The sequence below is a fragment of the Streptomyces sp. Inha503 genome, from assembly GCF_047215865.1.
Classification (GTDB): Bacteria; Actinomycetota; Actinomycetes; order Streptomycetales; family Streptomycetaceae; genus Streptomyces; species Streptomyces lycopersici.
The window spans coordinates 3,088,425-3,101,788 of record NZ_CP178360.1 but is presented as its reverse complement, the minus strand read 5'-3'; the positions used below and the strand labels follow the sequence as shown (position 1 = coordinate 3,101,788).

Here is a 13,364-nt window from a genome sequence, read left to right as displayed (position 1 = left end):
GTGCACCGCTCACCGTAGGTGCAGCCACTGACAGCCGGGACCAGCACGGTCGCCGTGAGGCAACGCGAGGCAACAACAAGGGCATTTCGCGCTCGGTCCGGTCGGCGCTTGTCTTGAGGGGCCGTCGACCAGGCCCCTGAGCGGGGGCCGCGGAGCCATGGAGAGGGTGTGGGGGATGCCTGCACAAAAGACGGGCACGGGCCGTACGGGCGTGTGGCTGATCGGGGCGCGGGGATCGGTCGCGATCACCACGGTGGTCGGAGCGCTGGCGATCCGGGCGCGCCTGGCCGGCACCGGCGGCATGGTGACTGCGCTGGAGCCGTTCGCCGAGGCGGACCTGCCCGGCATCGACGAGCTGGTCTTCGGCGGCCACGACGTCGCCGACGTGCCATGGGGGAAGAAGGCCGAGGCCCTGGCGGAGGCCGGGGTGCTCCCGGCCCGGCTCGTCAAGGCCCTGGCCGCCGACCTCGCCGAGGCGGAGCGTGAGCTGGTGCCAGCCCCGGCTGGCGGGCACGCGGGACGGGACGCGGAGCAGATCGCTGCGGACCTGGCCGCGTTCGCCGAATGTCACGACCTGGAGCGCGTGGTGGTTGTGCACGTCGCGTCTACCGAGCAGGCCGCCGCACCGCACCCGGCCCTCAGCGATGCGGACGCGCTGGCCGCCGCCTTGAAGGCGGGCGAGGCGGTGCTGCCAGCGAGCTCGCTGTACGCGTGGGCGGCCATGAGCGCGGGCTGCGGTTTCGTGGACTTCACCCCGTCGACCGGGGCACGGCTGCCTGCGCTGGCCCAGCTCGCCGAGCGGCAGCGGGTTCCGTACGCGGGCCGGGACGGCAAGACCGGGGAGACGCTGGTCAAGAGCGTTCTGGCACCGATGTTCGCCTGCCGCAACCTGCGGGTGGGTTCCTGGTCGTCGGTGAACCTGCTCGGTGGCGGGGACGGTGCCACCCTGTCTGAGCCCGGCGCGAACGCCGCGAAGACCGCGAGCAAGACCGAGGTGCTGGAAGCCACGCTGGGCTACCTGCCTGAGGGCGGTGTCCGCATCGAGGAGGTCCCCGACCTGGGGGATGCGAAGACCGCGTGGGACCTGGTGACGTTCACCGGGTTCCTCGGCGCGCGCATGCGCCTGGACTTCACCTGGTCCGGCATCGACTCCGCGCTGGCCGCCCCGCTGGTGCTGGACCTGGCCCGCCTGACCGCCCGCGCCCACCAGATCGGCCGCACCGGCGCGCTTCACGAGCTGGCGTTCTTCTTCAAGGACCCCCACGGCCACGCGCCGCACGACCTGCCCTCCCAGTGGCAGCAGCTATGTGCCTTTGCCACCGACCTCGCTGCCAGCTCCGCCTCCGCCACCGTTCACGCCTGAGCCACGAGGAGACCCGCACCCATGGACCGCAGCAACCTCACCTACATGCCCGCCACCGCCCGCCGGGCGGACGAGCCCTTCGAGATCGTCGAGCGCAAGGGCCACGGCCACCCCGACACCCTCGCCGACGCACTTGGCGAACACCTCTCGGCCGTCTACTCCCGCTACACCCACGAGCGCTTCGGCGCCGTGCTACACCACCAGTTCGACAAGACCGGCATACTCGGCGGCCGGGTCCAGGTCGCCTTCGGCGGCGGGCAGATCCTCGCCCCCGTCCGCGTCCTGCTCTCCGGGCGCGCCTCCGGTTCGTTCGGCGGCGAGCCGATCCCGGTGCGCGAGATGCTCACCGACGCCACCCGGGCCTTCTTCGCCGACCGCTTCCCCATGCTGGACGCCGAGCGGGATCTGCGGCTGATCTACGAGGTCAGCCAGGGCGACAGCCCCGGCGGCATCGGCGCGAAGGATGCGGCGAACGTGCGCAGCCGCTGGTTCGCCCCCCAGTCGCTGGCCGATCTGCCGGAGCTGAAGAAGCTGGCGTGCAACGACACCTCATCCGGCGCGGCGTTCTCCCCTCCCACCCCGACCGAGCAGCTCGTCCTTGACGTCGAGCCGGTCCTCGCCGGCCAGGCGCGGCCGGCCTGGCTGGGCAGCGACATCAAGATCATGGCCCACCGCTCCGGCTCAGTGGTGAACCTGACCTGCGCGGTGCCGCAGATCGCCACCCACGTCCCCGACCTGGAGAAGTACGTGGCCAACCGGGAGGCGGCCCGCGCCGCGCTCGCCCGGCACGTCGCAGAGCACTACCCCGATCTTCAGGTGCGGATCTGGCTGAACACCCGCGACGACGAGCAGCGTCCGGAGCTGTACCTCACCCACACCGGGTCCTCGATCGAGACCGGGGACGAGGGCCTGGTGGGACGGGGCAACCGCTACGGCGGGCTGATCTCGGCGATGCGCCCCTTCACCATGGAGGGCATCTCCGGCAAGAACCCCGTCTACCACACCGGCAAGGTCTACTGCGTGGCCGCCGACCTGATCGCCAGCGGCATCCACGCCGAGCTCGGGCACGGCGCCGAGGTGCTGCTGGTGGGGCAGAGCGGCCGGGAGCTGACCGACCCGTGGGCCGCGGTGGTGCGCGTCGAACCCGGTACCGACGGAGGCCCGGCCCCGGACGTGGAGGCAGTGGCGCCGCTGGTCGACAAGGCCCTCGCGGCCCTGCCCGGCAGCGTGCCGAACATCCTCGCCGGCTCCTACCGGATGCACTGACAAGGATCGGGCGATGGCCAGGGAAGAGGCCCGCACTGCTGCGGTGTTCACGGTCGCGGTCGATCAGGCGACCGCCGGATACCAGCTGCCTATCGACCAACTGGTCCCGGCCGCGGGGCGGGCCGGTTTCCCGCTGCTGGAGGTGCCCGCCTTCGCTCTCGCTCAGTACCGCTCCCGGCACGGGCATACCGAACTCGTGCGCCTCCTGGACCGCCATCGCCTCCGGGTGGGGCAACTCTCGTGCGGCTCCGGCACCCCCGCCGACCTCACTGTCCCACCCGATCGGTGGCCGGATGCCCTGGAGGCGTGGGAGCGCTCATGCCGCCTGGCCACCGCGGTCGGGTGCCCGCGGCTGTCGGTGTTCGTCCCCCGCACGGCGACCGCGAGGGCCTCGGTAGTGGCGGCCCGGCTCGGCGAGCTCGCTGCCATGGCGGGCGACCATGGCCTGCGGGTGAACGCCGAACTCCACGCGCCTCCAATCCTTGAGGAGGCCGCACGGATCTGGCAGGGGACCGACGCCGCCAACGCAGGGCTGCTGGTGGATGTGGCGGCGCTCGCCCTGGCCGGGCTCGACCCGGTCGAACACATCGCCTGCCTGCCCCGCGGCGCGGTCGGCTGGGTGCACGTTGCCGACCTCACCGAACCCGCATCCGGGACGGGACGATCGGCGCGCGTGCTGCCCGGCCAGGGCCGCCTGCCGCTCGCCGACGCGCTCGACGCACTGGCAGCGGGCGGCTACACGGGGCCGGTGGCCGCCGAGGTCCCCCGGGCCGAGCCGTACACGGCGGACACGGCCGCGCACCTGACCCGGGCCGCCGCCGCGCTGACCAGCGGGGTGCTGGCCCGCTTCTTCGCCCCGGGAGGCGACCGATGACAGCACAGACCAGCGCGGCGGTGGCGCTGGCCCGCGATGCCTTCGCCGTCCCGGCCGCCGACGGCGTCCTGCTGGGCGGCGGGGCAACAGCCAATCAGGTCGTCGTGCTCACCGATGGCTCCGGGCGTCGCCGGTGGGTGCTGCGCGGACCGCGCCGCGACACCCGCCCTGGACGGCTCGCCTTCCTGCACGGCTTTCACCATGCGGCCCGTACCCGGGGACTGCCCGTTGCGGCGCCCCGGCGCACGGTCGACGGACAGCCATGGGCACTCGACGCGCAGGGCCAGCCGTGGCTGCTGCTGGAGTACCTGCCCGGCCGCCCACTGGACGCCGTGACCACCGAGCTGGCCGGGCAGGCCGCCGCCCACCTCGCGGCCCTCCACCGCCTACCCGACCACCTTGGCCTCACGACCACGGTGGTGGAGCCGGACACCGCATGGGATGCGTGGCTGACCGCACCGGAGGAGACCTGGCGAGCCACGACCGCAGCGGCCACGGGCCACCACGCGCTGCTGAACGCCTACCGGCTCCACCTGGACCACCTCCAGCAGCACGCCACCGACCTGCGGCAGACAACCGATCTGGTATGGGGGCACGGGGACTTCCACGGCCACAACCTGCTACACCACATTGGGCGGATCACGGGCGTGATCGATCTCGACGGCATCGGCCGCCGCCCGAGGATCACGGACGTGGCGTGCGCGGTGCTGATGCTCGCCCGCACGGGCAGCGGCGACTACCGGCTTAAGCGTCACCTGCTGAGCGCCGTCCTGACCAGCTACCAGCGACACGCCACGGCTCCGCTCACCGCAGCGGAGACCCGCGCCCTGTGGCCGGCCATGGTGCTCTCCCAACTCCCCGACCCCGCCCACCTGGCCGCCCTGCGCCGCGTCGGCTGCGGCATCGGCCCTGCCTTGGCCCGACCATTGGCGGCGCTGCGCGACCTCGCCGCCCAGCGCAACCGCCTGACGAACCTGCTGGCCCAGGGAGATCCGCAGTGAGCGCCGCTGTGCTGTGCTGCGGCCGAGCCCGCGTCTCCGTGGAGGCCGACACCGCGCTGCTGAACGAGCTCACGGACGCCTGTCACCCGTGGATCACCCCCAGCCCTGCCGACGACGTCCCGCCCGGCACCTGGGCCGTTCGCATTGGCCCGAACCCCGCTGGCGAGGCGGTGCCGTCCCGCACGGGGGTGGCTGTGTACGTCGGAGCCGGTGAGCGCACTCTCTGCCTTCCTCCGCCCGCCTCGCCGGGTGGGATGAGACCTCTGATGCGGCTGCTACGTGCCCTGATGCGGCGCCAACTCGCCACCGACGGCGCCGTCTTCCTCAACGCCGCCGTCCTCACCTTGAACAGTGGCGGCGTCGCCCTGCTCGGCGGCGCGGGCGCAGGCAAGACCACCACGCTGATCGCCGCGCTGAACCGCCACCCCGGGGCGCTGGTCGCCAACGACGACGCCTCCCTCCACGTCGGCGCCGACGGCCGGGTGACCGCCCGCGGCTACCCGCGTGCGATCGAAGTCCGCCGCGAGGTTCTGCCTCACCTCGCAGGCGCCGCCGACATGCTGACCGCCGCAGCCGAGGCCGACAGCCCGAAACGCGCGCTCTACGTGACGCCGCACCGCCTGGCCGCCGCACTCGGCACCGCACTCGCCGAGACCGCCGAGTTGTCCGCCCTGGTCCTGCTCGCCCGCGGCACCGGATGTCCCGAGCTGCACCGCCTCACCGTGGAGGCCGCTGCTTGCACGGTCGCGGCTCACCTCGCGGCCGCGGACCCGTACGAGTCCTGGCTCCAGTCGTATCTGCCCGCCCCTTCCGCGCGCCCAGAGCAGGCGCTCGCCCTGGCCCATGCGGTGCCGGTGTGGCGGCTGGCCCAGCCGCTGACCGCCGTGGAGTTCTCCGCCGACCTGCTCGCCGAACTGTCCGTGCACCCTGGAGGCTAGAGATGACCCTGCCGGCCCTGGCCGCAGACCACCCGCCCATCGAGCTCGCCCGGGTGGCGTTCACCCAGCTCACCGGGGAGCATGCGGAGCGCATCGCCCCGCTCTCGCGCGGCTGGGGCCACCTGTCGTGGACCATACGCAGCGCGTCGGGCCGCTACCTGATCAAGACAGGGATACGCCGCCCGCACCAGTCCGACCTGTACCGGCAGGTCGCCGCCCAGCAGCTCGCCGCCGCCGGCGGGGTCATCACCCCGCTCGTGGTCGCCGTCGGCGACGGAGTCGGCCCACTCCAGCGCCCCTGCTACGTGCAGACCTGGATCGATGGCACCGACGGCGCCACCGCCCTGAATCGCCTCGACACCGAGGGAACCACCCGATTCGGCCGCGCCCTGGGGCACGTCGCCGCGGCGCTGCACCGCATACCCGGGCCCCGGTTCGCCGAGGACTGCGCCGGCACCGTCACCTACCCCTCCTGGCAAGCCGCGTGCACCGCCCGCATTCAGCGACTGGTCACCGCAACCGAGAAGACCGAAGCCCTTCCCGCGCCGATCTTGTACGCGGTCGCCGACCGCCTCACCACTCTCGTCGACAGCCTTGACGGCAACATCACGCCCCGGCTCACGCACCGTGATGCCTACCTGCCCAACACCCTTCTACTGAACGACGATCCGGACGTCGCAGCGCTCCTGGACTGGGAGGCCGCCGCGTTCTACGACCCGGTGTGGGACTTCGTGAAACTCGGCATGTGGGTCTTCGACAAACACCCGCAGCTGCGCGACCCGTTCCTTGCCGGATACACCTCACGTGCCGCGCTGCCCGACGGCTTCGAAGAACGGCTGACCGTCTACCAGGGCATCGAATACCTCGCTGCATTTCCCTACTTCGGGGCGGCCTGGCCGGATGAGGCCATGCTGGACGGCTTCCGCCAACTGCTCGTCGGCTGGATGGACCGGCACCACCTGACCGGAGCCCGCCCGTGACCGCCCTCACCAGCGGCCAGGGGCCGGCGACGCTGGTGGTCGGTGGCAGCAGCGGCATCGGCGCGGCCGTCGTTCGCCGCCTACACGCCGATGGCCACCGCATCCTGGCCACCTACCACCAGCACCCTGAGCGCGCCGACACGCTCACCGCCGACCTCGACCCCGAACAGCACCGTCTGGCCTTCGTGCCCGCAGACCTCGCCGACCCCGATGGGCCAGAAGACCTTGTCCGGCAGACCGTGGCCCGGTGCGAGCGCCTGGAGGCGGTGGTGCATTGCGCCGCCGTCATCGACACCACCCGACTCGACGAACTCACCGCCGCCAGCTTCAACGCGGTACTCCACACCAACGTCACCGCCGTCTTCCTGCTGCTGCGGGCCGCCGCCGCACAGCCCACCCTTCGGGCGGCCGTGGTGATCTCCTCCATCGCCGCGACCTTCACCGGCCCGGACTCCGCCGCCTACGAAGCCTCCAAGGCCGCCACCTCGATGCTGACCCGGTCGCTGGCCGCCGCGTACGCACCCCGCCTCCGGATCAACGCCGTCGCCCCCGGCGCGGTGGAGACCGAACGATCCCTGGCCGACCCCCGCTTCCCCCGCGCCATGCTGCACGACCGCATCCCCCTCGGCCGACTCGCCGAACCACGCGACATCGCAGCCATGACCGCCTTCCTGCTCAGCGAGGACGCCGCCTACCTGACCGGGCAGATCATCACCATCGACGGCGGCCTGTCCCTGAAACTCACCTGAAGGAGTCGCCCGTCATGGACGAGCAGCACCCCCACGGCCGCACCGGCGCCACGCGACTGCGCCACCTGGTCCCCACCGGGGCACACGCCTACAGCAAGGCCGCCGACCAATGGCCGCCCACCGCACCGCCCCTGCTCACCCGAGGCCAGGGCGCCTTCGTATGGGACGCCGACGGCCACCGCTACACCGACTGGTTCACCGGGCTCACCTGCTGCCCGCTCGGCCACGCCCACCCCGCCGTCACCGCCGCCGTCACCCGAGCCCTACAGCACGGCACCGCCTTCCAACTGCCCACCACCATGGAGCTGGAGGCGGCCGAGACCTTCCTCGGCCTGGTCGCCACCGGCGACGACATGGTCAAGTTCGCCAAGAACGGCTCCGACACCGTCGACGGCTCCCTCAAACTCGCCCGCTACGCCACCGGCCGCACCATGATCGCCAAGTGCACCGACCACCCGTTCTTCTCCACCGGCGACTGGTTCATCGGCACCACCGCCGCCTGCGGCGGCACCCACCCCGAGCCCTCCGCCCGCACCCTCAACTTCCCTTACAACGACACCGCCGCCGTCGAGCACCTCTTCACCACCCGCGGCGAGGACCTGGCGGCGATCATCCTGGAGCCAGTCCGCTTTACCCCGCCCGACCCGGCGTTCTTCGCCCGGCTACGGCAGCTGTGCACCCAGCACGGCACCGTGCTCATCTTCGACGAGACCGTCACCGGCCTGAAATACCACCTGGGCGGGGCCCGCGCCCTCACCGGCGTGCACCCCGACCTGACCTGCTGGGGCAAGGGCATCGGCGGCGGCCTGCCCCTGTCCGCGCTCACCGGCCGCCGCGACCTGATGGAGCTCGGCGACCACACCCGCCCGATTCCGGGCCGACCCCCGCTGTTCCTGCTGTCGACCACCCACGGAAGCGACGCCGCTGCCCTGGCCGCCATGATCGCGCTGGTCAACGAGATCGCCGCCACCGACGCCCTCGCCCGCGCCCACACCACCGGCGCCGAACTCCGCCACACCGTGGACGCCCAGCTCACGGAAGCGGGCCTGGCCGGTCACGTCCGGCTCACCGGCTACGACTGCTTCCTCGGCATCGACACCACCGGAAACGCCCAGGTCAGCGGGCCACAACTGAAGACGCTGTTCCTCGCCGAGACCATCCGCGCCGGCGCCCTGGTGCGCGGGATCTTCTACCCGACCGCCGTCCACACCGACGAGCACCTAGCCCTCACCGCGCAGGCCGCACGGCACGCCGCCGACGTCTGCGCCCGCGCCCTGGACGGCGACCCCGCAGCCGTATGCCTGCCCGCCGCGACCCGCCGCCCACTGTGACGGACGTCCGTTACTCGCGGGCGGTGCTGTAGCCGGCCCCGGCCGCAGCCAGCAGCGCAGCCACGCCGTCTGAATACCACGGCATCCTCGCGCTGGCTTCATCCACCGGCACCCAGGCCGCCTCCACCACGTCATCATCGTGGCCCCCGGCTGCGGGCTGGCCGGACAGCAACTCGGCGCGGAAGACGGTGAACACATCGTGCACCTCGGCGTCGATGCGCTCACTGACGTGAACGACCGGCCCGGCCTCGACAACAACCCCGGCCTCCTCCTTGGTCTCCCGGACCGCGGCCTCGGCGAGCGTCTCCCCGGCCTCGCGCCGCCCGCCAGGCAGGCTCCAGGAGTCCCTATTGCGCACCAGCAGCACCCGGCCCCCGGTCGCGTCGCTCACCAACGCGTACGCGACATCAACCCGCTCCGCAGACATCCACCGCATCCTCTCATCGGCCTTCCCTCTCCCGATTGTCCCGTTCCCGGCGTTCGGGCGCAGGACGCCACGAAAGGTATGGGCTGCCCCCACATGCCACGGCCGCTGCTGAGCACTGTACGGCCCGCCAGTCATCGGGCAGCTACTCGAGTGCGGTCTGCTGTACGCCCTGTGGGGACGGGACTGTCAGTGCCCGTTGTGCCCCGGTGGAGAGCGCGCACGAGACAGAGGGGTGGTCATCAGGCGCTGTCGGCGTGGTGCGGGTGTGTCCAGTCGAAGTCGAGGCGGGCGTGCCTCTTCACGAGGGTGCGGGCGCCGCTCGACTTGGTGTCCTCGTCGAGAGCGGAGTGGACCGTCAGGAGGGGAGCGTCGCTGATGTGGTGCTTGCGGTCCCAGACGAGGACTTGCTGGGCCAGCTCCTCAGCGAGCTGCTCCGCGGCCGGTCCGTAGGCGTGGATGCCCCACTCCCATGTCGAGGGGCCGGTCTTCCGGTTCAGCAGGCGGGCGAGGGAGCCGTCTCGGACGACGGCCGCCGCGTCCCAACCCTTGGGGCGGTCGACAATCCCTGTGTCGAGTTCGGGGGCGACGGCCAGGCGGCAGAAGCCGTCCAGTGTGGTGGCGAGCCACAGCATGAGCTTGTCAAAGGGAGTGTTGCCGGGGATGGTGACGCCGGTCCACCGCTCGTACCGCGGTGATTCCAGGGCCTGGGTGAGCTGCTCGGCGTCCGCTGTGCCTCCCTCGGGGAAACGCACGCGAACTTCCCCGCCGCGCAGGGATACGGCGTCTTCCTCCCGGGCGCCGGCACCTTGCATGGGGACGAATCCGCACACCGTGTACGACCGGCTGACCAACTGGTCGCCGCGTTTGTCGAAGGCGATGGCCCAGCTGTATCCGTGAATTTTCAGCGGGACCACGAGGCGCCCGCCCTCGACAAGAGGGGTGATCCAGGCCGGCGGGATGTCGGCGGCCTGGACGGTCACGATAATCGCGTCGAGGGAGTCCTTGTCCGTGAGGCCGGGAGCACCGTGCTCGCCGTCGCCCAGCACAACCCGCACCCGGTCGTACCCTGCTGCGGGCAGAAACCGTGCCGCACGTTCGACGACGAATGGGTCGATGTCCATGGTGGTGATCAGTCCGTCGGGGCCGACGAGTTCCTGCATGAGCGCGGCGTTGGGGCCGCCGGAGCCGATCTCCAGCGCGGTCTGTCCGGGGTGTAGCGCGGCCTCGCGGAGCATGACGGCCTGCAGCCAGGGCGCCGAGACCGAGCTGGTGGCCCGGCCGTTGCGGTCGCGTTTGGTGGTGATGACCGCGTCGGCCGCGGCGTACACCGTTTCCAACGCGACCCCGGGGAGGAAGAGGTGGCGGCGCACGCGCCGGAAGGCCGCTTCGATTGAGGCGTTGTCGATGTAGCCCTGGTCGATCAGCTGGTCGGTCATTTCCTGGCGCAGTCGGTTGGCCTCGCGCGCCTGCTGGGGAGCATCGGGCGGGGCGGGCGGGCGGATGAGGTTGCGGTGCACGGGCGGCAGCCCGGCCAGGAGCCCGGGCCAGACGGTGTTCAGCACGTGTGCGGAGGGTGTGAACAGCGTTCCGGTGAGAGCGGGGAGGTCGGCGGGCCAGTGCCATTCCCAGCGGTGGAACAGGTCGGGTTCGGTCACGGTGGGGGTGCCGTGGTGGGCTGTGACGCGCACGGCGGCGGTGAGGCGCGGGATGTCGGAGGTGGTGTCCATCAGGAAGGCGAGGACGTGCGCGTCGTCCGCCGAGGCGCTCAGTCCGGTCTCTTCGGCCAGCTCGCGTACGGCTGTCTGCTCCAAGGACTCACCGGGCTCGGGTTTGCCGCCGGGAAGTTCCCAGACTCCATGTACGGAGCGGCCAAGCAGCACGCGGCCGTGCGCGTCGGTGACCACGACACCTGCGCCGATGAGGCCCTGTGGCGCGGGGCGTGGCTTGTCGGCGACGGGCACCGGACCTGCGGCGGGTTCCCGGAGCACCAGCACGGTCATGCCGTCGGCGTCGAATCGGGCGGCCGTGGTCCATGCGGCTGTGGCCAGGGCGATCTCGTCTTCGTCGAGGGCGATGTCACGCCGGTCCGCGGAGACGGTGTCCGCGAGCGGGGTGATGATGCAGATCGTGCCGCCGGGGCGCAGATGCTCGCGTAGGCGGTTCAGGAGCCAGGTGCGGTTGTGGAGGAAGGCGTAGCTCAGGCGGAAGGTGATCAGGTCGTACATGTCATGGGGCAGGGCGGCGAGGTTGTCGCGTTCGATGTCGTGGCGCAGGAAGCGCACGTCTGCGTCGTCCGGAGCCTGAGCGGCGGCGAGTTCCACGGCCGACTCCGCGTAGTCCACGGCGTCGACGGAGTACCCCATCTCGTGGAGGTAGAGAGCGAGTTCGCCGACCCCGCAGCCCACGTCCAGGGCGACGGCGGGGCCAGCGGGGCGAAGAGCGGTATTCAGTACGGCGCGTTCGGAGGCGGTCAGAGTCCGGAAGCGCTTGCCGCTGGCGTAGTGGTCGTGCCATTCGGCTTGGTGCGTGTATCCCACCGAGGCTGCTCCTTGCGGTCGTGGGGTTGGTGGTCAGGGCTTGTGGGTGCGCTGGAGGCGCGGCTTCTCGTCCGGGGCGCTGGGCCGCACGTACGCCCGCGGCATCAGGACCTCACGCTCCAGCGCGAGCAGGGCCTGGCGCACCGGGTCGGGGCCGAGGTCGCCGTCCGCCTCCAGTCCGGGCGACCACCGCCGCCCGTGCGGCCGCAGCCTCGTCCCCCGGTGCCGGTCCTGAGCAGGCTGTCCCGGTCGGCCGGGTCGGGCCTTGCCGGGGTGATGAGCCCTCCTGCGTGCCCGTGTGGCGGGCGCGGGTGGTCTTGTCAGCGGTCATGCCCAGCCCATCTCCGTGTAGAGGCGCTGTGCGCGGATGCCCTCGATGGCTGCCCGGGTGTAGGCCACGGTCTGCACTGGGAGCTCGTCGGGATGCCAGAAGCCCCAGCTGGTGCACTTGTCGGGCTCCCGGACCTCTGGGGTGCCCTCCCAGCGGCGGGCCCGGAACACGAGCTGCATCCGGGGCCGGTCGCCGGGGGTGTCCACGAGGTGGACGACGTGCGCGAGTTCAACATCGCCGGGCTCGATCCGCAGCCCGGCCTCTTCCCGCGCTTCGCGGAGGAGACAGGCCACGGCGGATTCCTGCTCGCAGTGTCCGGCCAGGAAGTGGTACATCGAAGCGGCGTAGGCCGAGTCGGGGTGGCGCAGGCCCAACAGCACTCTGCCGTCGAGGTCTTCCAAATAGAGGTGGACGCCGACGACGTTCAGCACGGTCCCGCTCGGCGCCGCCGGCGATGATGCCGGGGACCGGGACCGGGGCCGGCACGAGCCGAGGGGCTCGGCCTCCCGCGACGTATCGGAGCGGACGGCCTCGTGTTCGCCCTCGGGCCCGCTCGCGGCGTGGCGGTACACCAGGTCGCAAGTGGAGGAGCTGATCCGAAGGCGAGGAAGGACGTCCGGGGCGAACCAGTGCAGCATCACCCCTTCGGTGAGCGTGAGGTCGGCGGGATTTCCGTTCCACCGGCCCGCGTAGACGGCGATGGGGATGGTGGTGCCGTCGCTCCCTCGCGCCTCCTCGACGGCGAACGGCCGCAGGACGGGGACATGGAGACCCGCCTCTTCCCTCAGCTCCCGCCGGACGGTCTCCTCCAGCGTCCGGTCCTGCGGTTCGCGGCCACCACCGAGGAGCGACCACGCTCCTGGCTCCCAGATGACGCCTGGCAGATGGTCGCGCAGATGCAGCAGGTACTGGCCCTGGTCGTTGTAGATCAGCGCCGATGCGTTCACCGGCTCACCCGCGGGCGCCGCTGTGCCGAGCTTGAGGAGTTTGTCGCGCAGCGTCGGCGCGGCGACGCGGTCGATGGGACGCCACTCCCGTTCGCAGACAGCTTCGGCCCGAAGGGCGATGGCCGCATCGACGTGGCGGAGTTGGAAGCAGAAACGCAGGTCGTAGTGGTGGCGGGCCGGCGTGCTCGTGGCCGGGTCGGCATCGATCTCGTGTACGCCGATGTCGAGAGGCAGGCCGCCCAGCCTCGGCCACGGGACCACCGCACCGGGCGGAATGCCTGCCTCCTCGTGCAGTGCACGCAGGGCCGCCGCTGCGAGCGTGTTGTCACCGGGCTCGTTGTGGCCGCTGGGGGTGAGAACCTTGCCGCCGTCCCGGTGGTGAATGTGCAGGACACGGTCAGTGTCGTCGATCACGAGGGCACTGCAGGTGATGTGACCGGGAAGGGCAGTGCGGCTGGTCGGGTCGGCGGGACGGCCGAGAGCCGCGAGGAGGGTGTCGAGTCCGGCGCGCTCGCCCGGATGGCGGGCGAGGTACGCCTCGATGGTGCTGCGGATGTGGGAGCGGCTGGGCGGCATGTCATCACCTCGGAGTCCACAGAGCAGGGGAGTTTGGAAGCGGG

11 protein-coding genes are annotated in these 13,364 nt (G+C 71.8%); 8 read left to right on the top strand and 3 right to left on the bottom strand.

Features of this window, described 5'->3' with window-relative positions; translation table 11 throughout:
• Nucleotides 1-175 precede the first annotated feature (175 nt).
• Genes ACJX2R_RS12415 through ACJX2R_RS12380 form a run of 8 tightly spaced genes read left to right on the top strand, consistent with a single transcriptional unit; the run spans nucleotide 176 to nucleotide 8,502 of the window.
• Complete coding sequence (locus ACJX2R_RS12415; protein WP_413100150.1) at nucleotides 176-1,363, top strand: inositol-3-phosphate synthase; 1,188 nt, start codon at nucleotides 176-178, stop codon at nucleotides 1,361-1,363.
• 21 nt (nucleotides 1,364-1,384) lie between these two features.
• The gene (locus tag ACJX2R_RS12410) at nucleotides 1,385-2,629 is read left to right on the top strand and encodes a methionine adenosyltransferase (protein WP_413100149.1); all 1,245 of its coding nucleotides are present in this window, start codon (nucleotides 1,385-1,387) and stop codon (nucleotides 2,627-2,629) included.
• A 13-nt stretch (nucleotides 2,630-2,642) separates the two neighbouring features.
• Nucleotides 2,643-3,503 carry a sugar phosphate isomerase/epimerase family protein gene (locus tag ACJX2R_RS12405; protein WP_413100148.1) on the top strand — a complete coding sequence of 287 codons (861 nt, stop codon included), beginning with the start codon at nucleotides 2,643-2,645 and terminating at the stop codon, nucleotides 3,501-3,503.
• Nucleotides 3,500-4,504, top strand: a complete 1,005-nt coding sequence (locus ACJX2R_RS12400; protein WP_413100147.1) for a phosphotransferase enzyme family protein — start codon at nucleotides 3,500-3,502, stop codon at nucleotides 4,502-4,504. The genes ACJX2R_RS12405 and ACJX2R_RS12400 overlap by 4 nt, the downstream gene beginning before the upstream one ends.
• Nucleotides 4,501-5,442 carry a hypothetical protein gene (locus ACJX2R_RS12395; protein WP_413100146.1) on the top strand — a complete coding sequence of 314 codons (942 nt, stop codon included), beginning with the start codon at nucleotides 4,501-4,503 and terminating at the stop codon, nucleotides 5,440-5,442. Before ACJX2R_RS12400 ends, ACJX2R_RS12395 begins: the two co-directional genes overlap by 4 nt.
• Nucleotides 5,443-5,444: 2 nt before the next feature.
• Nucleotides 5,445-6,422 (top strand): phosphotransferase family protein, encoded by a 978-nt coding sequence (locus ACJX2R_RS12390; RefSeq protein WP_413100145.1) that lies wholly within the window; start codon nucleotides 5,445-5,447, stop codon nucleotides 6,420-6,422.
• Nucleotides 6,419-7,171, top strand: a complete 753-nt coding sequence (locus ACJX2R_RS12385; protein WP_413100144.1) for an SDR family NAD(P)-dependent oxidoreductase — start codon at nucleotides 6,419-6,421, stop codon at nucleotides 7,169-7,171. Before ACJX2R_RS12390 ends, ACJX2R_RS12385 begins: the two co-directional genes overlap by 4 nt.
• 14 nt (nucleotides 7,172-7,185) lie before the next feature.
• Nucleotides 7,186-8,502, top strand: a complete 1,317-nt coding sequence (locus ACJX2R_RS12380; RefSeq protein WP_413100143.1) for an aminotransferase class III-fold pyridoxal phosphate-dependent enzyme — start codon at nucleotides 7,186-7,188, stop codon at nucleotides 8,500-8,502.
• A gap of 10 nt (nucleotides 8,503-8,512) precedes the next feature.
• On the opposite strand, the gene ACJX2R_RS12375 is transcribed toward ACJX2R_RS12380, so the two are convergent.
• The 3 genes from ACJX2R_RS12375 to ACJX2R_RS12365 all read right to left on the bottom strand — a co-directional run bounded on the left by ACJX2R_RS12375 (nucleotide 8,513) and on the right by ACJX2R_RS12365 (nucleotide 13,320).
• Nucleotides 8,513-8,929 carry an NUDIX domain-containing protein gene (locus ACJX2R_RS12375; RefSeq protein ID WP_413100142.1) on the bottom strand — a complete coding sequence of 139 codons (417 nt, stop codon included), beginning with the start codon at nucleotides 8,927-8,929 and terminating at the stop codon, nucleotides 8,513-8,515.
• Between the two features lie 239 nt (nucleotides 8,930-9,168).
• Nucleotides 9,169-11,466, bottom strand: coding sequence for a methyltransferase, FxLD system (fxlM, locus tag ACJX2R_RS12370; protein ID WP_413100141.1), 2,298 nt, complete (start codon nucleotides 11,464-11,466; stop codon nucleotides 9,169-9,171).
• A gap of 327 nt (nucleotides 11,467-11,793) precedes the next feature.
• Nucleotides 11,794-13,320, bottom strand: a complete 1,527-nt coding sequence (locus ACJX2R_RS12365) for an NUDIX hydrolase (protein ID WP_413100140.1) — start codon at nucleotides 13,318-13,320, stop codon at nucleotides 11,794-11,796.
• Nucleotides 13,321-13,364: the final 44 nt, after the last annotated feature.